This window comes from Salmonella sp. 32082101201600294FB01SM01 (assembly GCF_017572865.1).
Classification (GTDB): Bacteria; Pseudomonadota; Gammaproteobacteria; order Enterobacterales; family Enterobacteriaceae; genus Salmonella; species Salmonella enterica.
In genome coordinates this window covers 931,910-953,448 of record NZ_JAGESB010000001.1, presented here as the reverse complement: position 1 = coordinate 953,448, position 21,539 = coordinate 931,910, and the positions used below count along the sequence as shown (strand labels likewise).

At 46.0% G+C, this 21,539-nt stretch carries 24 protein-coding genes, 1 tRNA gene and 1 pseudogene; 11 read left to right on the top strand and 15 right to left on the bottom strand.

What is annotated here, in order from left to right; translation table 11 throughout:
- Positions 1-4: 4 nt before the first annotated feature.
- The gene (locus tag J4645_RS04570) at positions 5-1,138 is read left to right on the top strand and encodes a mechanosensitive ion channel family protein (RefSeq protein WP_000456065.1); all 1,134 of its coding nucleotides are present in this window, start codon (positions 5-7) and stop codon (positions 1,136-1,138) included.
- 81 nt (positions 1,139-1,219) lie between these two features.
- On the opposite strand, the gene J4645_RS04565 is transcribed toward J4645_RS04570, so the two are convergent.
- Genes J4645_RS04565 through J4645_RS04545 form a run of 5 tightly spaced genes read right to left on the bottom strand, consistent with a single transcriptional unit; the run spans position 1,220 to position 6,005 of the window.
- The gene (locus tag J4645_RS04565) at positions 1,220-1,810 is read right to left on the bottom strand and encodes an ATP-binding cassette domain-containing protein (RefSeq protein ID WP_000947460.1); all 591 of its coding nucleotides are present in this window, start codon (positions 1,808-1,810) and stop codon (positions 1,220-1,222) included.
- Positions 1,804-2,601 carry an ATP-binding cassette domain-containing protein gene (locus J4645_RS04560; protein ID WP_023212259.1) on the bottom strand — a complete coding sequence of 266 codons (798 nt, stop codon included), beginning with the start codon at positions 2,599-2,601 and terminating at the stop codon, positions 1,804-1,806. The genes J4645_RS04565 and J4645_RS04560 overlap by 7 nt, the downstream gene beginning before the upstream one ends.
- Positions 2,595-3,407, bottom strand: coding sequence for an ABC transporter permease (locus J4645_RS04555; protein WP_000966649.1), 813 nt, complete (start codon positions 3,405-3,407; stop codon positions 2,595-2,597). The genes J4645_RS04560 and J4645_RS04555 overlap by 7 nt, the downstream gene beginning before the upstream one ends.
- Complete coding sequence (locus J4645_RS04550; protein ID WP_001662605.1) at positions 3,397-4,371, bottom strand: ABC transporter permease; 975 nt, start codon at positions 4,369-4,371, stop codon at positions 3,397-3,399. Before J4645_RS04550 ends, J4645_RS04555 begins: the two co-directional genes overlap by 11 nt.
- Positions 4,371-6,005 carry an ABC transporter substrate-binding protein gene (locus J4645_RS04545; RefSeq protein ID WP_000946072.1) on the bottom strand — a complete coding sequence of 545 codons (1,635 nt, stop codon included), beginning with the start codon at positions 6,003-6,005 and terminating at the stop codon, positions 4,371-4,373. The genes J4645_RS04550 and J4645_RS04545 overlap by 1 nt, the downstream gene beginning before the upstream one ends.
- Positions 6,006-6,686: 681 nt before the next feature.
- Here J4645_RS04545 and J4645_RS04540 point away from each other — a divergent pair.
- A complete protein-coding gene (locus J4645_RS04540) occupies positions 6,687-7,001 on the top strand; it encodes a TRL-like family protein (protein WP_000182479.1) in 315 nt (104 codons plus the stop codon).
- Between the two features lie 148 nt (positions 7,002-7,149).
- Positions 7,150-7,680 carry a cytochrome b gene (locus tag J4645_RS04535; RefSeq protein WP_000929974.1) on the top strand — a complete coding sequence of 177 codons (531 nt, stop codon included), beginning with the start codon at positions 7,150-7,152 and terminating at the stop codon, positions 7,678-7,680.
- Positions 7,681-7,762: 82 nt separating this feature from the next.
- Here J4645_RS04535 and J4645_RS04530 read toward each other — a convergent pair whose 3' ends face one another.
- The 4 genes from J4645_RS04530 to J4645_RS22330 all read right to left on the bottom strand — a co-directional run bounded on the left by J4645_RS04530 (position 7,763) and on the right by J4645_RS22330 (position 10,374).
- Positions 7,763-8,806, bottom strand: coding sequence for an exo-alpha-sialidase (locus tag J4645_RS04530; protein WP_001529161.1), 1,044 nt, complete (start codon positions 8,804-8,806; stop codon positions 7,763-7,765).
- 338 nt (positions 8,807-9,144) lie between these two features.
- Positions 9,145-9,612 carry an Hsp20 family protein gene (locus tag J4645_RS04525; protein WP_001218118.1) on the bottom strand — a complete coding sequence of 156 codons (468 nt, stop codon included), beginning with the start codon at positions 9,610-9,612 and terminating at the stop codon, positions 9,145-9,147.
- Between the two features lie 197 nt (positions 9,613-9,809).
- Positions 9,810-10,037: a hypothetical protein gene (locus J4645_RS04520; RefSeq protein ID WP_031623502.1), complete on the bottom strand. Its 228-nt coding sequence runs from the start codon at positions 10,035-10,037 to the stop codon at positions 9,810-9,812.
- A 211-nt stretch (positions 10,038-10,248) separates the two neighbouring features.
- Positions 10,249-10,374: a hypothetical protein gene (locus tag J4645_RS22330; RefSeq protein ID WP_000758944.1), complete on the bottom strand. Its 126-nt coding sequence runs from the start codon at positions 10,372-10,374 to the stop codon at positions 10,249-10,251.
- 377 nt (positions 10,375-10,751) lie between these two features.
- Between J4645_RS22330 and J4645_RS04515 the strand changes: the two genes are divergently transcribed.
- Positions 10,752-11,096 (top strand): c-type lysozyme inhibitor, encoded by a 345-nt coding sequence (locus J4645_RS04515; protein WP_000977720.1) that lies wholly within the window; start codon positions 10,752-10,754, stop codon positions 11,094-11,096.
- Positions 11,097-11,850: 754 nt separating this feature from the next.
- Here the strand turns inward: J4645_RS04515 and J4645_RS04510 are convergent.
- Both J4645_RS04510 and pagC read right to left on the bottom strand, forming a co-directional pair.
- A tRNA-Arg gene (locus J4645_RS04510) sits at positions 11,851-11,927 on the bottom strand.
- Between the two features lie 405 nt (positions 11,928-12,332).
- Positions 12,333-12,890, bottom strand: coding sequence for a virulence membrane protein PagC (gene pagC, locus J4645_RS04505; RefSeq protein WP_001529121.1), 558 nt, complete (start codon positions 12,888-12,890; stop codon positions 12,333-12,335).
- An 806-nt stretch (positions 12,891-13,696) separates the two neighbouring features.
- Here pagC and pagD point away from each other — a divergent pair.
- The 4 genes from pagD (at position 13,697) to msgA (ending at position 15,672) form a co-directional block, all read left to right on the top strand.
- Positions 13,697-13,960, top strand: coding sequence for a virulence protein PagD (gene pagD, locus J4645_RS04500; protein WP_001605721.1), 264 nt, complete (start codon positions 13,697-13,699; stop codon positions 13,958-13,960).
- 131 nt (positions 13,961-14,091) lie between these two features.
- Entirely contained in the window at positions 14,092-14,304 is a 213-nt protein-coding gene (gene cspF / locus J4645_RS04495) for a cold shock-like protein CspF (RefSeq protein ID WP_001537306.1), read from the top strand.
- A gap of 416 nt (positions 14,305-14,720) precedes the next feature.
- Positions 14,721-15,242: an RICIN domain-containing protein gene (locus J4645_RS04490; RefSeq protein ID WP_024134268.1), complete on the top strand. Its 522-nt coding sequence runs from the start codon at positions 14,721-14,723 to the stop codon at positions 15,240-15,242.
- A 190-nt stretch (positions 15,243-15,432) separates the two neighbouring features.
- Positions 15,433-15,672, top strand: a complete 240-nt coding sequence (gene msgA, locus J4645_RS04485) for a virulence protein MsgA (protein ID WP_000497451.1) — start codon at positions 15,433-15,435, stop codon at positions 15,670-15,672.
- A gap of 210 nt (positions 15,673-15,882) precedes the next feature.
- On the opposite strand, the gene J4645_RS04480 is transcribed toward msgA, so the two are convergent.
- Complete coding sequence (locus tag J4645_RS04480) at positions 15,883-16,047, bottom strand: hypothetical protein (RefSeq protein WP_023214508.1); 165 nt, start codon at positions 16,045-16,047, stop codon at positions 15,883-15,885.
- A gap of 497 nt (positions 16,048-16,544) precedes the next feature.
- Here J4645_RS04480 and cdtB point away from each other — a divergent pair, with 497 nt between their 5' ends.
- The gene (gene cdtB, locus J4645_RS04475; protein ID WP_001529135.1) at positions 16,545-17,354 is read left to right on the top strand and encodes a cytolethal distending toxin S-CDT; all 810 of its coding nucleotides are present in this window, start codon (positions 16,545-16,547) and stop codon (positions 17,352-17,354) included.
- Positions 17,355-17,426: 72 nt separating this feature from the next.
- Complete coding sequence (locus tag J4645_RS04470) at positions 17,427-17,804, top strand: DUF1353 domain-containing protein (RefSeq protein ID WP_001277616.1); 378 nt, start codon at positions 17,427-17,429, stop codon at positions 17,802-17,804.
- Positions 17,805-17,951: 147 nt separating this feature from the next.
- Here J4645_RS04470 and J4645_RS04465 read toward each other — a convergent pair whose 3' ends face one another.
- The 3 genes from J4645_RS04465 to pltB all read right to left on the bottom strand — a co-directional run bounded on the left by J4645_RS04465 (position 17,952) and on the right by pltB (position 19,836).
- Complete coding sequence (locus J4645_RS04465; RefSeq protein WP_000158845.1) at positions 17,952-18,494, bottom strand: glycosyl hydrolase 108 family protein; 543 nt, start codon at positions 18,492-18,494, stop codon at positions 17,952-17,954.
- Between the two features lie 183 nt (positions 18,495-18,677).
- Positions 18,678-19,406 carry a typhoid-like toxin S-CDT ADP-ribosylating subunit PltA gene (pltA, locus tag J4645_RS04460; RefSeq protein ID WP_000733630.1) on the bottom strand — a complete coding sequence of 243 codons (729 nt, stop codon included), beginning with the start codon at positions 19,404-19,406 and terminating at the stop codon, positions 18,678-18,680.
- 16 nt (positions 19,407-19,422) lie between these two features.
- Positions 19,423-19,836: a typhoid-like toxin S-CDT binding subunit PltB gene (pltB, locus tag J4645_RS04455; protein ID WP_023214509.1), complete on the bottom strand. Its 414-nt coding sequence runs from the start codon at positions 19,834-19,836 to the stop codon at positions 19,423-19,425.
- 605 nt (positions 19,837-20,441) lie between these two features.
- Between pltB and J4645_RS04450 the strand changes: the two are divergent.
- Positions 20,442-21,411: pseudogene (locus J4645_RS04450) on the top strand (IS3 family transposase).
- Positions 21,412-21,539 lie beyond the last annotated feature (128 nt).

Sequence of the window (21,539 nt, the reverse complement as noted above, 5' to 3'; positions counted from 1 at the left end):
TAAAATGGAGTATTTAGCACGACTAAATATCGTTGCGATGCTGATGTCAACGACGTTCTGGATCAATCTGGCGGTCGTTTTTTTCGTCACCCTCATTACTTACTGGCTCATCAACTGGCTACTTAATGTGGTCTATAAAGCGCTACAACGCCCGGATAAAAAGGATGACGCTCATGGGCGGCTGCGGCCTATTGTTTTCGAGATGCTGAAAAAGACCAGTAAAATGCTCATCTTTTTTGCCGCATTTCTCTTTAGTCTGCGCTTTGTCGCCCTGCCCGACCGGTTATTCTCTACCCTCTCTCACGCCTGGTTTTTAGTGGTTGCGATTCAAATGGCGATTTGGCTTGATCAGGGCGTACAGTCATGGATGCGTCATTTACTGTATGCCCCAGGCTCCAATAAAAACCCGGTGACGTTAGTCATTCTTGGTATGATTTTGCGCGTGCTCGTCTGGTCTATGATGCTGCTCTCCATCCTGGCGAACGTCGGCGTGGATATTACCGCACTGGTAGCCAGCCTCGGCGTGGGCGGTATTGCTATTGCCCTGGCGGTACAAACCGTTCTGAGCGATGTCTTCGCTTCGCTGTCGATTGGTTTCGATAAGCCCTTCGAGATCGGCGATTTCGTCGTCTTTAATGATGTAGCCGGTACGATTGAACATATCGGTTTGAAAACCACTCGCATCCGTAGCCTCAGCGGCGAACAGATCGTTTGTGCGAACGCGCAGTTGTTGCAGCAAACCATACACAACTATAAGCGGATGCAAACGCGTCGTATCGTGTTTACTTTTGGCGTCGCCACTGCGACACCGCCGGAAAAGTTACGCCTCATCGGCGATATGGTGAAAAAGATTATTACCGATGTCGGCGAAACACAATTCGACCGCGCCCATCTACTGGCCTTTGGTCAGGATCGGCTGACCTATGAGGTGGTGCATATCGTCAATACCGCGGATTACAATAAATACATGGATATTCAGCAAGAGATAAATATCCGTATTATTGAAAAACTCATTGAGAATGATATCGAACTGGCGCTGCCTAGTCTGGTCGTCAGAGCCCCTGTACAGGTTGAAGAGACCAGGGACTACAGTAATACCGCTGATGCAAAAAACGCAGATAAACGCGTCATGCAGTAAAATCTCTGCCGACAATACCGGGAACCCATGGGTTCCCGGTGCGTTAACGGCGACACGGCAATGCGGAGAAACGACTTGCGGCTATTCCACCTGTAAATGGCGGGTACAGACTTGATCAAGTAGCGCAGACTGATGACTAATCACCAACATCCCTAATGAACGGCTGCGACACACCTCAAGCACGTATACCCATATCGCTTTTTGAATAGACGGATCGAGTTGCGCCGTCATTTCGTCGGCAATCAGAAAACGCGTTCGCGGGTCAAGCGCGCGCAGTATCGCAATTCGCGCCAACTCCCCGCCTGAGAGCTGCATTGGCCTACGCGTCAGCCACTCGGGCTGCACATGCAAACGCCTCATCGTTTCCGGGTCAGGCTGCCAGGCATCACGCACAGCGTCTCCGGCGCTTCGCCAGGGATTAAACGTCAGTTCAGGATGCTGGGGGACAAGCTGTACCGGACAATACTGATGCAGGGGTAACGGGCTACCGTCCAGCAGAACGTCGCCCGCCGTCGGTTTTTGCCATCCGGCCAGGACGCGCCCCAACGTTGTTTTCCCCGTTCCGCTTGGCGCATGAATTCCTACCCGTTCACCGGCAGAAATCGTAAACGTCAGGTTCTGCCATAAGACTTTCCCACCCTGACGAATAACGAGGTCGCGGCAACTTAGCATTCTATTCCCTCTCCGGTCGGCATAAATAACGGGTTTAGTTCAGGCAATGCTTGCCATTGTCGTTTTAACGGCTCACTCATCTCTTCCGGCTGTAATCGTTCACAGCGAATATTGTCCGTGATATAACCCTGATGCAGCGCCACAATGCGATCGGCATACCGCGCCGCCAGCAGCAGGTCATGAGTCACCCACAGCACGCCGCATCCCCGCTCGCAGAGACCTCGCAAGTGCTCAAGCAACTGGTTTGCCAGTGCGGTATCAAGCCAGGCGGTGATCTCATCCGCGAGGATATAACGTGCCTGGCTGAGCGAGGCGTGGCACGCCAGAATTCGTTTAGCCATCCCGCCGGAGAGCTGGCGAGGAAAGCGTTCCAGGACTGTCGGTTCAAGATCGCTTTGCTGCAATAGCTGTACCATCTGCGTCTCATCCCAGGCGCGTCCGGTCAGATGACATGCTCTGTTCAAATGTTTTCTGATATTCAGCATGGGATTAAGCGCCTGTACCCCCTGCGGCACGTAGCTAAACGTATTGCCCCTAAGCTGCCTGATGGTATGTCTGTCCAGCCGGTTGCCATCAAGCGTAATTTCCCCCCGAAAGCGTAAATTTTCCGGCAGCAGATCGAGCAGGCATTGCAGCAGCAGACTTTTTCCCTCCCCGCTGCCGCCAACCAATGCCACCATTTCGCCGGGCGCGATATCAAAAGAGACATTCTGTAATAACGGCGACCAGCGTCTCGCGCCATACCAGCGATAACGCGCGCTTTCCAGCGTAACCTTTTGTAAACTCAGCATACGTCACTCCTTAGCCACAGCCGCTGAGTGGCGCGCGCAAACTGATCGAAGAGCATCACCAGCGTGAATAACATTAGGCCGGGAAACAGCACCAGCCACCAGTTACCATGGCTAATAAACCGTAACGCATCCGCCAGCAACAGCCCCAGCGAAGGCTCATGCGGCGCCAGCCCAAACCCCAGAAAACTTAACGCCGCGCTGTGCAATACCGCATGAGGAAACATCAATAACGTTCCCGTCAACCATTGCGGCAATAGCGCCGGAAAATAGTGATATCGCCAGCAATAAAGGTGTCCATGCCCCAGACGATAGGTCAATGTCAGGTAGTCACTCTGCGCTACCCGCTCTGCGTCGGCGCGCAGAATCAGCGCCAGACGGGGCCAGTGCGTTAACGCCACGGCCGCAATGACGCCGCTTTTACCGCCGCCGAGCGTAAAACAGATAAGGATCAGCAAAAGTAAATGCGGCATGGCGAGCATGGCATCGGTTATCAGCCGCATCAGGAGGTCCAGCCGGGGATGAATGCGCGCCACTGCCGCCATCACTAGCGCGATAACGCCGCTGCACAGCGCGGCGCCAACGCCAATTTGTAAACTTGTGAAGGCCCCCTGAAAGCAACGAAGCCATACATCGCGCCCCAGATTATCGGTGCCAAACCAGTGCTGGATATCAGGCGACAGATGCCGGGCAAGCAGATTAACCTCTGGCGGCTGGCTCAACGTGGCATAACCGTATCCGGCAATAAACAGCAGGCAGGTAACGGAGAGGATCAGACGAAGCAATGTCGGGGCAGGATTATAGAGCATCGGGACGCTCCAGCGATCGATTAAGCACCACCACAAGCCAGGCTGAAATCGTATTTCCGGCAAACACTAATAGCGTACAGAATAAAACGATCCCCATGAGTAGCGGGACATCGCCACGCAGGCCGGCATCGATAGTGGCCTGTCCCAGCCCCGGATACGCAAAGACTTTTTCTGCCAGTAACGCCCCCCCCATCAGTTCGCCCAGAGAAGCAAACTGTAAGCAGAGCGCTGGGGTAATCGCATGACGTAACACCTGGTGACGTAACAGCGACCATCCTTTATCCCCCTGAGCGCGCGCAAAACGAATAAATTCGCTCTTCATTACGCTGGCTATTTTTTCTCGCGTATGCAGCGCAATTTGCCCCATGCCCAATAGACTTAACGCACATACCGGCAACACAAGATGGCGTAAACGTTCCGATAAAAGAGCTGTTCCTGCATTATTTCCGGGGTCCCAGGCGCAACAAACAGGTAATACCGGCCAGCGGACGGCAAACAGCGCCAGCAACAGCATTGCTATCCAGAAAGTGGGCAACGATGACAATAAGTAGCTGATACGGCAAATTATCTTATCCGGCCAACGGTGGAGAAAACGTCCGGCCAGAAAACCCAATGTCACGCCCAGCACACCAGACAACAGCCAGGCGCCAGCCAGCAGCGCGAATGACGTCGCAAAACGTTCCCGGATCACGCTGGCGACAGGCATGTTGAACAGCATGGAATACCCCATGTCTCCCTGGAGCAGACGCCAAAACCAGTGACCGAAACGCTCCCACAGCGGCTGGTCAAGCCCCCAGCGCGCCGCAATCCGCGCATATTGTTCTGGCGGAACATGGAGCAGATCGTTGCCGATATAAGCACGGATAGGATCAACGGGCGAAAAGCTGAGCAAAATGAAGGTGCCGGCAGCCACCAGCACCAACAGAATAATCAGCCGCAAAAAATGGCTGAAGAACAATTTCATCACCGACAGGTCCAGGTCCAGTCATCAAGATTGTTTAACACCGACCAGCTACCGTGGATTTCTGGCGCGCCTTTCCCCAGATCAATACAAGGGTTGGCCAAATAGGTATGCTGAATATTAAGCAGCCATGCCCATGCCGCATCGCCCTGAACGCCCGCGCCCTGCTTTCCATCCCACTCAACCTGCTGCCAGAAAGGAATCGCCTTTTGCCAGTCAGGCGCATCTATAGCCTGTTTCAGATGTGCTTCTACCGCAGGGTTGCTGTAATAGCCCGGGTTATAATATTCCACACCAGCGGCTTTCCCGCTGTAGTGATGGAAGAGTTCCATCGGGTCCAGACTTCCCCAGCCAAACAGCGTAGGGTTAGCGTGCATATGGCGCTCTACGGTTTCCCAGCTTCCCGATTGCAACGAGACGACAATGCCTAAAGGCTGCAACATGGCGCGCACCGCCTCGGCCAGATCCCGCCGGGTGCTGTCGCCACTGGCATACCATAAGGTCAGACGCGCTTCTTTACCTGCTTTTTCACGCACGCCCGCACTGTTTATCTTCCAGCCAGCCTCTTCCAGGATGGCGCGCGCTTTTGCAATATCGCCATCGCTGAATACCACTGAAGGATTTTGCCACGGCAATCCCTGCACCGCGCTATAGGCGGGTATCGCATGGCCTTCCATCACCTGTTCCGCTAGTTGCTTACGATTAATGGCATAGTTAATTGCGCGTCTGATAGCGACATCAGCGGTCACATCGTTGCCGACAGGATAACCGTTAGCATCCTTTTTACCGGCTGGCACCATCGGGAAGACTATGCCCCGGTTTTCAACGCTATCGCGTACCCAGAGTTTAAGATTATCCTGCTGCGGAGCCACCGCCATAGAAGGGGCAATGCGCACCAGTCCCAACTGTCCGCTGCGCGCGGCGGCATAAGCATTATCTTCATCCAGGAAGACAAAAACCAGCCGGTTAAAGTCATTCTTTTTACCTGCATACCAGGGGTTGGCTTCAACAATCAGTTGCTGACCAGGCTGGAAACTGACCAGTCGGTACGGACCGGCGCCTATCGGTTCGCGGGCAAACGTTTTTTCATCATAACGGCTGGCCGGAACAATCCCTAACGACCCGAGTACATTCACAAAGGTGCTCTGCGGATGGCTCAGCGTCATCTCAAGTCGGCGCGCATCCAGCGCTCGCGCATGACTAAAGTTGCCCATGTCAATTTTACCGCCACTCTTCGCCGCTTTGTTATATGTAAAAACGACATCTTCGGCAGTCAATGGCGAGCCATCGGAGAATTTCAGATCGGGTTTTAAGGTCAGTATCCAGGTTTTACCATCGGGGCTGGTGTCCACTTTTTCCGTCAGTAAATTACCCCAACTCATATCGGCGTTTTGCTTGAGCAACGGCGCATGAAGCAATAAGTAACTGCCGTGGCTCCAGCCCAGCATAGGATCAAAGCCTTCCGTTGGCTCAGGGCCAATGGCCAGCTTTAAGGTATGGCCATCTGCCGTGTCCGACGCAGCGAAAAGCGGCGAGGTGAATGCCAGAGCCATCGCGCACGTTATGAGCGCCAGTTTGCCTTTAATCATCAGTTTACCCCAGATTATACGTTGTTTTTGTTCCTCCCGGCGCAGCATAAACGTCGGGAGGCCTCCTGAGGACGGCATTATGGCGAGCATTTGTAATGAAAAAATTGATGCAGAACAGAAAGTATGACGATCTTTTAAAAACATCATACGCACAAACGCCGGGAGCGCCAACGTGGGCTAAAGGCCGCTTTTGATGGGGATAAAACGCAAGAGAAATGATGCCAGGAATAGCGGGTTAATTAACGCCATCTTATTCTCTTATTGCCTTTCTATTCTGTATTACGTCTTCCCATCCGACGCTGTTCATTTTCTCAACGTTATTAGTCAGTGCTGAAACGTAAGAAGGTATCGTAATTAGCGCCTCCTGGCTTTAAACCTAAACCAATATTAAACGAACCGGGCGTTAATGAAACTTACCAGCAGAACGCCAGTCATATGGCAACCCGATGAAATGACATGCTATGGAGTCCAACCGAAAAATGTTAACGCCGCCAGGGCTCGTGATGATTTTTTTAGCCGTACTGTTCTCATTACTGACAGGATGCGCAAGTTATAAAAACACGGCGTGGGGAATATATCCGGCTTCAACGGATATTTGTCCATCAGGTACGACATCAACAGGAGGGTGCAAAGAGTAATATCGCATATTTAATATACACCACTTTTTAAATGACTGTCCGGACATTTTCGGACGGTAAATTTTCTATTAATTTATAATGGACTAATCCCATGACAAATAAAAAACACATTTTTTCAATTATCTTTATTGGTTCTCTTTTAACGGGGTGCGCTACAGGACCATCACCGACAGGGATTGGCTTATATACGGATGTTAAAGGGCCAATTACTGCCACGAGTCTCCCGGCAACCAAAACCGGTAAAGCGTGTGCGCAAACGGTATTGGGTATTGTAAATACCGGCGACGCATCTATTGATTCAGCGAAAAAAGCGGGCGATATTTCTTTAGTGTCGAGTGTTGATTATGAAACTACGGGCTCATATCCGTTTTATGGTAAAACCTGTGTTGTCGTAAGAGGACAATAACAACAGTAAGCCGGCGATGCCGCCGGCTTTTTATCCCATTTTACGTGCCGCTATCTCTGTCTGTTCCTTGCGACTCAGCCCCCGCTTTAAGGTTCTGTTAAGATTTTACGCATACTCTACAAGCAGTTGTTAATAAAGGATAATAATAATGGCACATTTCTCAAGACTGCAAATAACGCTTCACTGGTTAACACTGCTCCTGACAGGCATCGCATATGCGGCTATTGAGTTACGAGGGTGGGCGCCAAAAGGCTCCAGCGTTTATCTGTTTATGAAAGACATGCACTATGATATGGGCGTTCTGGTCTGGGCGCTGATGTTTTTACGGTTATATCTTAAACACAAATACCCGGATCCGGTCATTACGCCTCCCCCTCCTCACTGGCAGCACGTAGCCGCTAAATTAATGCATATCGCGCTTTATCTCACTTTTCTCGCCTTACCGCTGCTGGGCGTCGCGATGATGGCGTCAGGCGGGAAAAGCTGGAGCTTTTTTGGTTTTACTGTACCGGTATTTTTGACGCCAGATAGCACCCTAAAATCGGATATAAAGCGTATTCATGAAATGCTGGCCAATATCGGCTATTTCCTGATTGCCATGCATGCAGCAGCGGCGTTGTTTCACCATTACATACAAAAAGACGATACATTTTCAAGGATGTTACCCGGTAAATCATGACTATTTCGGCCATCCCGGCGTGAGAGAGCACGCCGGGCAAGGCATTATTATTCCAGCGCTATCGGTTTCGACTGATAGCGCCTTATACCGTTTGTAATCGACAATATACGATATTTTTCCGGTTCCACGTGTAGGTGATATGTACGACGCCGCCCTCGCTAATAATAGCGGGATAAGAATACTCACCGTGGTCACTTTCCAGGTCCAGTAGCGGTAGCCATGATTCGCCATTATCCTGGGAAGCAATCAGTGAAAGCGGATAGCGCTTTCCCCAGTTGCCGTTGACCGGATTTAACGCAAGAATCAGCGTACCGTCCTGCATACTAACCAGATCGATACCACTATTATTATTCGGTAAAGATGTCGCGCGGGCAACAGACCAGGTAGCGCCATAGTCGATTGAATCACTGCGAAAAATTGCCCCGCGTGTGCTTCGTAACAACATATGGATATGCCCCGGAGAAGACTCCCACAGCGTAGGCTGAATAACGCCATCCCAGCGCAGGAGGTTTTCCAGACAACATTCCCACAACATCCCCTTTTTTACACCATCCCACAACGCTACGTTTGTCCCGGGAATAGCGTTATCAGCCTCCAGTGGAACAAAAGAGATATTCCAGTGTTTTCCTTCGTCAGAGGATCGATCCACAAATGCCCTCCACCGTTCAGGACTTTCAATCGACCCTGGCGCAATCCAGGCGCCATTTGATGCCAGCAGGAGTTTATTTTTCACGGGACCGCGCGGCAAAATATCATCGTTAACCAACGGAGCTGGCGTACTCCAGGTAAATCCTCTATCGCTGGAGGTGATAAACCAGGTTTTCCACACGTGTACGTCGCTGCCTACTTTATAAAATAACCACAATTTATCCGACGGGTAAAATAACACCGGATTCCAGTGCGCTTCCCCCTCGCGTGCCGCCACTCGCTGCGGTGTTGTCCAGATATTATGTTCATAGCGAGATAGCCAGATGGCTGTATCTTCGCTTCCTTCGCGCAACCCCGCGAACCATGCGGCCACGAGCGTACCGCACGGTAAGCGAACAAGCGTAGAGGCATGGCACTGGAAGGGCTCGGTTCCGCTTTCCGGTAAAATGACCTGCCGATTGACGAGCGCTAATTTCATACCTGCCTCTATTAAATAAGGTAAAAAGCATCAGCTTTTTTATGTATGAAAGTAGTGTTAGCAGAAATAGCATCAACGCGGTGAAAACGATGAACCGCTATACGAATTTATGTTCAGATATCGCGCCCATAACAGGCAGAATGTCGAGAGTGGACAAAAATTGGACTGACCTCGCGGATAATTCCAACTTACCGCCGTCCAATGGCGACGAGGTCAGTGGCACGGGATAATATAGAGGTCAGGGCTATAATATTTAGCGATCTGTGCCTACAAGCATGACGGGATACTTTTCGCTACAGGCAATGAAGGCCCGTCTAAACGGGCCTCTATTAACGCGATTATGATTTGTGTTCAATCGCCTTTGGTTTGCTTTCTATGGCAATTTTTTTCGGTTTCTCGCTTTCAGGGATCTCCTGGTAAATCTCGACCAACAAGAGGCCCTGTTCCAGTTTCGCATTATTCACCTTAGCATGTTCAGGCAAAGAAAAACTCAACTGGAAATCCGCCTTACGAATACCACGATAAATCCAGTGCGTCTGATCCTCTACCGTCTCTTCAGTGTGTTTACCCGTAATATTCAGGTTGCCGCCAACCGTTTCAATTTCAAGCTCTTCCTCTTTCCAGCCAGGAACGCTCACGGTAAGCAGATAGTTATTCGCATCGCGCTTTTGCAGATCGTAAGCTGGCGTCGCAGCGACTGGCGTATCTCCTGTTAATTGACTGAAAAGTCTATCAATACGGTTGAAACGGTCAGAGAAAAGAGAATCAGCAAACACGGGAAGTGCTGACAAGGTTCTGAGTGCCATCATTAACCTCCTGAATCACTATTCAAAAGTTCAACATCAAGGCAAGCATTGCTTGTCCACTGACTACATAGGGACGGAAAAAACATTTTCAAGCCTATAAAAGCCTTTTTTTAGTCACGAATTTAAGTGGTTAACGAAAAGTCTCATCCCGTTCATTGCCATTTCCGCTGTCCCTTCATCTTTACAATTTTTCTTCATCAGCATAATTGATAATGATTATCAATTGCATTAGTGTATACAGGTTGGTTATGGCAGTGACCAACGCCCTTCTCCATTATCAAACCCAGCGCCGCCTTCGGGCGGCCTTTTGGGAGGAAATATGGTCGCCAAAAATAAAATTCACGGTCGTCGTATTCATCAGTCTCTGCAACAGTTACATCATCGTTGTCTTTTTCAGCAACTGGCGGTAAGCCCACCAGGAACAAAATATGTTTCAGTCACCGCTGAAACAAAAAACTGGCTTATTCATCTTGTGACTTCAGAGGGTCGTTAGCACGCGATAGTGGCTGTCCATGTTGTCGCTAAAATTTTAATGAAATGACATTTGAAATGACATTTATACATCTACAATTTGCGCCCGGCTACTCCGGGCGCCATACCTGAAGATATGACACCCGTTGCCAGCTGACAGGAATTTTAGTCATCGTCTCCGGCGTAGAAAAATTCGATATCTTTATTAAACCATTTATCAATGTTGTGCCACATCAGACAACCGGTCAGAAAACTTGCGATCAATATCCCTCCTATAAGCCACTTTTTCACATATACTCCTGAATAACCCCTGTTGATGTCATTATCTGATCGATAATAAAAAGACCATCATTTGAAGAAATAGTTTCACTGACAGATACCGTATGAAACGAGACAGTGAACAGTACCGTTTTCTTCGGTTTTTATGCCATAGTATTGAGCAGTGGTGACAATCATTTTCTATCGCGCCATAATGATTTGCAGCCTATAGTTTATGATTTTAAGATTTGTCTACTCATCACCTATGTCAGTGATGGATAAATTATAATACGCTTTTCTGGCGCACTTTTCGTCAGTAAACAGGAATACTACAGCATTCATCGTATTGATGCCGCTTTATCTCCCGTTCTGCAGGGAATTAACGACAATTTTATGCACAAAGGATACTAATGATGAAACGTAAATTGATCCCATTTGCCCTCTTTCTCGCTGCGCTTAGCGCCAGTACCACCTCTATAGCAGCTTCGCAGGAGATTTCTAAATCTATATACACCTGTAATGATAACCAGGTTATGGAGGTGATTTACGTCAACACTGAGGCTGGAAACGCCTATGCGATTATCAGCCAGGTAAACGAGATGATCCCGATGCGGTTAATGAAAATGGCCTCCGGAGCAAATTACGAAGCCATAGACAAAAATTATACTTATAAACTTTATACCAAAGGCAAAACGGCTGAACTGGTGGAAGGTGATGATAAACCTGTTCTCAGTAACTGTTCCTTAGCTAACTAACCTTCAGAAATGCCTGAAGGCTCATCAGGCATTTCCACTTCAACCTTCCTGTAACGTAACGTTAAAAAATATGTGAATCACTACAATAAAATAATGGCTAATTAGTAACCACTTTTAAACATGGCTAATCCTATTTTTAAAGAAAAGTTCGAACTGTCTTAATTGTCGTTGTTTAGTGTTTAAATGTTTTGCTTTATTAAGTGGCCCAGGTAGAATTCACAGCGGCTGGTAACCATTCATATTCGCACTATTGAACGATTACCAGCCAACCGCGCCAGGGTCTTGCATACGCTCTGGCGCGGTTAAATCCCCAGGCCATAAACGAAATCACAGGTTTCTGCTATTGCTCATATCTTTCACGTTAACCTGCATTATGCTTGCCCACCTGATGTAGAAAAACACCGCTCTGAACCATAGGGTGTGAATTTCATTTTATAAAAAATTGCGGTGCCGGGTGCCTCCCGGTGAACCATACCACAGTCAATATGGCTCGCGAGGAACATTAACTATTTGACTGGACGCCCCGCCGCAAAGGGGGATTCACCGCATAAGAAAAATCTACAACTCACAAGTAATAAAAGACAATAACATTTTTGTGCATTTTTTATAAATGACTATCTTGTCACGTAATAAATGAAATTATTCTGTAACAGTATTGCAGGACAATACTTATTCAAAACTGAAGTGGTCAGTGGGAGTCGAACCCACATCATCAGCCTGACACTGAGGTAATAACATTATACGATAACCACATTGGACCGCCACCGAGGCCTCGAACCTCGCACCATCAACTTAGGAGGTTGATGCTCTATCCAGCTGAGCTAGTGGCGGCTGGGGACTTCTGCCAGGCGCAAAAAAGGTGCTCTCCTGGATAAGATACATACCTTGCTACTTTTCAGTAGTCGTTCAACGGCAGGTACAATATGCGAAGGCGGTCACAAAATCTTGATGACATTGTGATTAATTCCAGGAAAATTTTTCAGAGTGAATCTTGTGAGATCTGGCGTTATTTACACCAGATTGTCCTTCCTGCTTATCACCTACCTGAGCAACCTTGATTGCTTACCACAATCCTTTATCTGTGCTTATGCTGGTGAGATGTTATGTACAGCGTCACTATGACGAAGAGAGTATGACGAAGAGAGAAAAGTCAGGCAGGTACGTGTCACTGGTAAAGAAGCCCTGTTTTATTGACTGGCGGTGCGGAAGGCGAACCTTCCGCATAGCTTATGCTTTTCAGAAACGGTATCCAACCCCGACGTTGAAGCCGTTTATTTTTGTAGAGGAGATGTTGCTTCCTTCATACCCAACATCGACGACGATATTCTCCAGCGGATTCATCTGTACACCTGCGCCCCAGGCAAATCCCGTTTTCCTTGAGGAAATTTTGTTAGAAAAAGAATCGCCATCCTGAGTGGAATGTTCTTTAAACGTCGCCTTTACCGTGCCGACACCTGCCAGCGCGTATAACGAAAAATTGTCAGACAATCGATAGGCTGGCCCAACCATAAAAGAGCCGTACTTCACCTCAAACTTGTCATGGTAATGAATACCTTCAGGCTCAACAGACCCGGAAGCCTGTCTGTCTCCATATAAGTAACTTAGCGAGGAAATAAAACTTACCGGAGAGTCATCCTCATAACGATATTTCACATTTACCCCTCGGATATTTTTGAAATCCTGAACTTTACTTTGTGCATACCCCACGGAAAAGGCGTTAGTATCGGCCTGTGCAACATTTACAACCAAAACGCCTGTAGTAATAACTAAAGTGGATAAAATAATATTTTTCATAACAACTCCTTAATACTACTTATTATTTACGGTGTGTTTAAACACCTGCGGTACCGATCCGGCATTCAGTTATCGCCACTATGCCGAATCGACAAAACCACGAATAATTCACCACTATCGCTCCTGATACGTTTACTTCCTGAAAGAGATTTTTACTACCGAAGTTCTCTATCGCTCCTTAAGGTAACCGGTTCTACAATGTCATCTCACTTTTATAGATTTGAATGCTAATTTTTCTCACGCATATATATTTAACAGAAACTATAAAGTGTTTAGCCACTATGGAACAATAAATTCACCACATAACCTTTTGATATTTAAAGAAAAATCCAACAACCATGCTAAGAGAACTGACGCCGCGTGACTAGAAACATATCAGTAAGCAAACTCGCCATATAACCAGAACATATCTCATTGTGCTTCACAGCCCTCACTTGACGCTCCAGCCGAAATACCGTTATATGCCATCGCTGGTGCCGTAACCATATTCACTATGATGCTCAGCACGCTTTATTCCCGCTCCGATTTAACCTTTTTAATATATCTATCAGTTACAACATTTCTTGTTATAAGAATAGAATCAATACCACAATTACAATATAAATATCACCTGTGTTGAGAGAGAATTTACATTCCAGAAAAATAATAACGGACGCAAATATTGAAAACCCGATAAAAAAGTCTATTTCTCTATAAAACCCATTATTATTAAGAATGGTTAACTCTTCGTTGAATAAAAAATGCCAATGACGTTCCATAATTCTGGAGATGAACTTCACAAGTCATTGCGTATAACAGGAGGCGTTATGAAACATCATGCTTTTATACTTTGGTCATTACTTATTTTTTCATTCCATGTTTTGGCCAGTTCAGGCCATTATCCTGGTTTACAACAGGCATCATGGGAAATTTTTATCTACGATTTTGGTAGTAAAACCCCGCAGCCGCCTGCAAGTACCGATAAAAAGCAAGCCAGGCAGATTAGTTCACCATCCTGCCCGACGGCAAAACCCATGATGTCCGCACCAGTCAATGACGCCAGGAAAGGGAATACTTTCTCCAGAACATAATGTTCTTTATCTACAATGGTGCCGAACGACTACTTTTAGCCGTCCGGAAATCTTGATTGCCATCAAATATAGCTGGCATTATTTATCCTGACGTGTATAGTGCGCCTCGTTATCCCCATTAAGGAATTTATTTGTCTCGTAAAATGACAGGAATTGTCAAAACCTTTGATTGTAAGAGCGGTAAAGGTCTCATCACCCCCTCCGATGGACGCAAAGATGTTCAGGTCCACATTTCAGCATGTCGCCAACACGAAACAGAAGCGCTTATCCCCGGTATACGCGTTGAGTTTTGTCGTATTAATGGCCTCCGCGGACCTACCGCCGCCAACGTTTATCTTTCATAATTCGTCCCTCGGCATTTTTTCAGAAAAATTTAGCGAGCCCGTATACCTCCACAGTCTGCTATGAGGCTTTGCCTGAAAGGCTGCAGAATGTTTTCAGTGGCGAAAATCTAAAGGATTTATTTTGCTGATGACTCCCGTGACCTCTCTTATCATATATCGGGTGTCAGCCCCCTTCTCACTTTGTTTAACGTGAAGAAATGTACAGCCGTTTTTCACTGTGATAGCATCTAATATTGCAAAAGTATTTAACGCTATATACCCATCGTCACAGGAGTGGCTGGCTGCGCGCATTTAACCGAAGTATTTATGTGATTCTATCGGAATTATCTCTATTGCCGCTCAATGCTACGTCATATTCAGTGGGTATAAATCGCCAATATAGTTGTAACGCTATTTATTTTTAGGGTAATAATTGAATGACTTTGCTTTCAGGAAAAACTACACTGGTTCTCTGCCTCTCCTCTATTTTATCTGGATGTACGACGAACGGCTTACCCGCACCTTATAGTATTAATTTGTCGTTCCCGGTCATTACACAAAACCAAATTAATTCCGGTGGTTATTACATAAATGACGCGGAACAAATTCGGACAACTGATGGTCTGTGCCTTGATACAGGCCCAGATCAACAGAATCGTTTGACGCTGCGGGAGTGTAAGCATGTGCAATCTCAGCTTTTCTCATTTCACCGAGACAGAATCATGCAGGGTGAGAAATGTCTGGATGCTGCAGGACAGGGTACGAAAGAAGGCACGCCAATCATTCTTTATTCATGCACGGGTAATGATAACCAGCGCTGGCTCACTGATGATAACAAAATTAAGGGGAAACAGAGCCGAAAATGCCTGGGCACAAATAGCATTATTGTCAGAAAAGGCGACCCTGTTGTATTGGCCGATTGCGATTTTAGTCGTGCCCTGGAATTTACCATCAGGTAGCAGGACACCGCTGTGAAGAGAGAGCCGCTAACCTCATGACACGACAACAGGTTAGCGACCTTTACTTCCACGTGCGGTCAATTTACTTTACGCCCGCAACGTCAGGATGACAAAACGGCGGCTAAACCTTGACACCAGTTATATACCCAGCTTAAATACTGGTCATCCAACCAGTAAAAAGGAAATGGCGATGTTCGTCGAACTCGTTTATGACAAGCGAAATGTTGAAGGTTTGCCAGGCGCACGCGAAATCATCCTCAATGAACTCACAAAACGTGTACATCAACTTTTTCCCGATGCGCAAGTGAAAGTTAAGCCAATGCAGGCGAACGCATTAAACAGTGACTGTACAAAAACCGAGAAAGAACGGCTGCACCGTATGCTGGAAGAGATGTTTGAAGAGGCTGATATGTGGCTGGTCGCCGAATAACGTCCCCTCCTGCGAAAGCGACATATCCGATCGAAAACAGCGCCCTGAGGCGCTGTCTGTGACGATATAACGCAAACGCCACCACTCAGAACATGTAGCGGAAGTGGCGTTTATCGCATGGTCAACATTCTATTTGCCAAATGCCGCCAGCTCCAGTCCTTGCCACTGAACGTTTTGCCCAGTGCCACACCTGTACGCCCTATCAACGGATTATACGTTTTGCTGCGCATCGACACTATTGGTCACGGTTTTACAGTAAAAACGGTACCTGTTCTCAGGTTCTTCCGGCATCAGTGCACCGTTATAATGGTGAGGTGTGACGCTATTGTAGTCGTTCAAGATGTATCCATTAATTTGTCCGGTTTTCTTGTTCATTAAGTCACCTGTTTTGTGTTGAGGTGAGAATATCACCTTTAATCAGGTGACCAAATTTACTGTGTCACTACAAGAATGAGAATAGATGAAATGTTACCTTCCACACAGGGATATAATAATTCTGGTAATTAAAAATTTATGTTTACTTATAAAGTACTAATGATATCGAATCTCTATTTCCGCATATAAATCAACCCAATACAGTTACAATGAGATAAGTGAATGTAGTTTTAAATTCAGTTAGTTGTTTATCTATAGTTGTTTCTTTGGTATTAACAATAATTAATTGATTGTACTGAATAAACTATCATTTTACCTCTGTAATAGACATCTATTTTAGTTTTATTGACGTTAGGCTATGTATCTTACTATCTGCATAAGACATAGAACCAGAAACAAGTCAGGCATTGCCAGAATAAAATCAACGTCATGAAACAATGGGTTATGAACACATATATCATTCAGATAAAAAAGTAATAATCGGGAGAGTAGATATCATGAAAAAACCTGTTTTTTTCCTTCTGACCATGATCATCTGCAGCTATATTTCTTTTGCCTGCGCTAATATCAGTGACTACAAAGTTATGACCTGGAATCTTCAGGGCTCTTCAGCATCTACAGAAAGTAAATGGAATGTCAATGTCAGACAGCTTTTAAGTGGTACTGCCGGTGTGGATATTCTTATGGTACAGGAGGCCGGTGCTGTTCCCACCTCAGCGGTTCCTACCGGACGACATATTCAGCCTTTTGGAGTGGGTATTCCCATTGATGAATACACCTGGAATCTCGGAACCACCAGCCGTCAGGATATAAGATATATCTACCACTCGGCTATTGATGTTGGAGCACGCCGTGTTAATCTGGCAATAGTTTCCAGACAAAGAGCGGATAATGTTTATGTCTTGCGTCCGACAACTGTCGCATCTCGCCCCGTCATTGGCATCGGACTGGGTAATGATGTTTTTCTGACAGCGCACGCACTGGCTAGTGGAGGTCCGGATGCTGCAGCTATTGTCAGGGTTACCATTAATTTTTTTAGACAACCTCAGATGCGGCATTTATCCTGGTTTCTTGCCGGGGATTTTAATCGCAGCCCAGACAGACTTGAAAATGACCTGATGACTGAGCATCTGGAACGAGTTGTAGCCGTACTCGCACCTACAGAACCCACGCAAATTGGCGGTGGTATTTTAGATTATGGGGTCATTGTCGATCGAGCACCTTATTCACAAAGGGTTGAAGCATTACGTAATCCACAACTCGCTTCTGATCATTATCCCGTAGCCTTTTTGGCACGAAGCTGTTAATGAGTAAATAGCGTTGACGACATGTACTTTGAGCGTAAGGTGCAGAATATATATTTATTATAAGGTAAAATTATGAGTTGTTTTACCAGTCCAGCAATTATGGAAATGTTAGGTCATTATAAATGGCGTGTTTATGAGCCATTCAGGTTTTATCTCAGTGAAGATAAAAATGATGTCATTGAAGTACCGGTAGGATTCGTTACCGACCTTGCCACTGTTCCGCGTATTTTCTGGTCATTATTACCACCGGATGGTGAATATGCCAAAGCGGCAATCATTCATGACTACCTGTATCATTATCCATTACGTAACAGAAAAGAGTCCGATCTCATATTCCTGGATGGAATGAAAGTTCTGGGCGTGCCAAAATGGAAAAGGATAATAATGTATTTAGCCGTAAGAATATTTGGCTGGAAATACTATCATTCTCATACCATACAACATAATTAATTTCTCGTTTTTAACACACAAAGAACTATAGAAAAACCTAACGCCTTAATATAGTAATAATGAGACTTAGTGGCTTTCACCAGTTCTCTGTGTGAATATATCATTATATGCTATCATCACAAACCGCCATAGTGGTAAGTAAGGGGATTACAACCTTACCCGTTCCTTTATCCATCCATAAACAAATGACTCATTCGCCTGGCGCTTTTCAGCTAACTCCAGATAGCGTTGTCCCTGACTACAATTCAATGCCCGGATAAGTATCATTTCGCCCTCATCTCTCCGGTGAGAGAGAAAAAATGTTAGTGCCGAAAGCGTCCGTGGCCCAATCTGACCATCTGCTATCAAATCCGGATAAATTTTTTGCTGATCATTAAAAACATTAAGCCAACGCTGGAAGTACTTAATCGGGATTGAGGGTCCCATGTTCACACCAGTATCACAAAGCTCAGCTGCGATAGAGTGAGAGATAATGGCAACCTGATCAAGTCGTGGACCATACCAATAATCTGCCTCAAGGATTTTTAATGCTTGATTACGGGTAAGATTCCGCATATCCCCCATATAGCCATTAGCCCGGGCCGTCGTCAGGGTTATACCCCAATGCGTTGGTCCCCCCCTGTCGTCAGGGTGATCAACGTAACCACCTTCTCTACTAAGGATAGATGCAAAGATTTCATCTTTAGTCATAATGACTCCTTCTAATATTAATAAAATACGTACCTGAATGCTATGATTGATAATGCAATGAATCTGATAAAAAACTTATTGAAGTATATAAACTTAAGTGGATAGCCAACTTAATAAACAATATTAACCAGACCACTAATAAACGGTCTGTTTAATTTAATAGGCAACATAGGTAAGTTTCATTTATTTAGAAAGTATAAGTTCTATTACAGGTCTTGCATCATAAAAAGACATGTTGTATACGTCAGCTCTTTGCCCTCGATGTGATTGACATACGCTACCTATTGAAAAGCATGAACTTATTAATGGGCCGAATGCATCAATTCGTTGTTGGGTATACGTCTGCGGTTCCGGAAGAAAAGGTATCACGCCAGGATTAGACGTAGTGCTTAAACCTAAATAACTGGAATTCATTGTGCTTACACCATCCTTTACCAGACCTGTTGCGCTATCATAAACAAGCGCCACGGCCTTTTGAATATTCTCGGGTAAAATAGATAATGTGGAAACATACTCTCTTTGCAATCGCATCATCGTTTTTTCATAAGCATTAAAGTGACCACCTTGCGTTTCCAGATAGGTGATGGATGGGAGCAAGCTGTAGAAATTATTATCTGCACGAATCTGATATCTGTATAAATTACCTTTGAATGTTGAGCGAGAATAGTACGCTCTGGCTATAGCATATGTTTGATTAACACTTGAGGTTGTTGCAATATAGCGACTGTCACTACTTCCACCACTACATGACCTTCCACTGATAAATTGCTGAAAGTTACGGTTATACCCAAGTAGTGAAAACCCATCGCGAAAAATAACGTCCGGCGGGGTTGAGTCCACACGATACACAAAATCTACTGCATAGTTATTAAAGCTAACTATAGATAAGGTTAAGAGTATTAACTTTTTCATTATTTCTTCCCCCCTCTTACTTGGGTCCAAAGCATTGTGTCGCACTGCACGATGATAGTCCCACAAGAGCATTTGCTGAAAAGGCATTTACAAAAAGCGGATAGGTCCAGATATTTTTTTGAACATGAATCCTTACGGATTGCCCTGTACTATAAAAATATCTTGCCTGGTCAAGAAGTTCTTTAAAGGAGGGTGCCCATATGCTCTGCTTTGATACCGCACATGCAACAACTGGTGTACCACTACCGTTAGCTTTAACCGTTTTTATGCAAAAATAAGGACCAGTATCTATCTGACCAACATGTAATTCACTGATAACTTCGTCTGAGTAATAGGCGTTCGTTTTATCTCCTGTCCACTCAGCGCTGGCATTAAAAGAATAAATGAGAATTAATAATGTATAAACAGGCACAAACTTATTTATATACATACTACTCTCCTGTACATTTAAAATAATTAACAAAGCACAAATTTATTATATCTCATCACATCTAAATCCAGTCTATCATGATTTACTTCAACACAATGTTACCAACCACAACAAACACTCAAATTACTTGTGAATAGCAATTGATACATATATAAAAATTTCATCACTGATAATAAGCACACCTGTTTTATCAGTTACAGAATTCCTGCCACGGTAATAACACAGGTACTTCCGGCTCATATTGATCGCCGTCGTCTGTCTACTGGTTTTCATTTTCAGCAAAGCAGGACATAACTCATTAAGAAATTGACGGTAATTTAACAAACCCGCCCTCTGCAAGAACGTTCTGGATAACTATCAGATCACTATTATAGGATCAAAGAGTGGGGAATAAATCATTATCATCCAACTGAATCATGGACGACATCTTATTAATTAGCAATCTTTTTCCGGTGTAGTGATCCTACCCGCGTAATCTGTCTGTACCCTCCAGGTAAAGTGTCCGGCAATTTAGTCACCCTATTGTTGACCTTCCCCCTGTAAACAGTACCAGTCTAAACTGAAGTTTCCGGGCTTTCTTCCATCTCACAGAAAGGCGCATTGTCATGAAAAAGACCCGTTATACCGAAGAACAAATTGTATTTGCCCTGAAACAGGCTGAAACTGGCACCCGCGTCGGGGAAGTCTGCAGAAAGATGGGAATTTCTGAAGCCACATTTTACAACTGGAAGAAAAAATTTGCCGGGCCGGGCGTGACGGAGCTGCGGCGTCTGCGGCAACTGGAGGATGAGAATCAGCGTCCGGCGGGGATGCTGGTTGCTGATGCAGAGCAGAACCGTTTACCACTGGCAGAGCCGTCGTGACGATCGGGCGATAACCCTGCGTATCCGGGAAATAGCGGAAACCCGGATACGCTACGGTTGCCCGCGTATTCATATTCAGTTGCGCCGGGAGGGATGGCCTGTTAACCACAAGAAAACCCACCGGATTTATTGTCCGGAAGGCCTGAATCTGCTCAGAAAACGCCCCCGCAGACATGTCAGTGCAGCACGCCGTCAGCAGCGCCTGGTCCTGACGCATGTCGATCAGTGCTGGAGTATGGATTTTGTGCCAGATAATCTGTTTAACGGGCGGCGTTTTCGGGCGCTGACTGTAGTGGATAATTTTAGTCGGGAATGCCTGGCGATCCATGCCGGAAAATCGTTAAAAGGCGAGGATGTGGCCAGAATAATGGAGGCACTGCGGGTGCCGGATAAGCGGCTGCCGGTACGAATCCAGACGGATAACGGCAGCGAGTTTATCTCAAAAAGTCTGGATAAATGGGCGTATGAACACGGCGTCACAATGGACTTCTCGCGCTCCGGAAAGCCGACAGATAGCCCGTTTATTGAATCATTTAACGGCAGTCTGCGGGATGAATGCCTGAACAATCACTGGTTCCTGTCACTGGAAGATGCGCAGGAAAAACTCGGCAACTGGCGCAGGGAATACAATCATGAGAGAACGCATTCATCATTAAATGACATGACTCCGGCTGAATTTATCCGAAGTCTCCGGAAAGACGAAGATCTCTGATTTAGCACTTACTGAATTTGGGCCAAGGTCACTTTTATTCGCCAAACTGGCTTTAACGATTACGCCTACTGGGATAGGTTCTAAGTTGATCATCAATACGTAAAATATCTATTTACGAACAAAAAGTA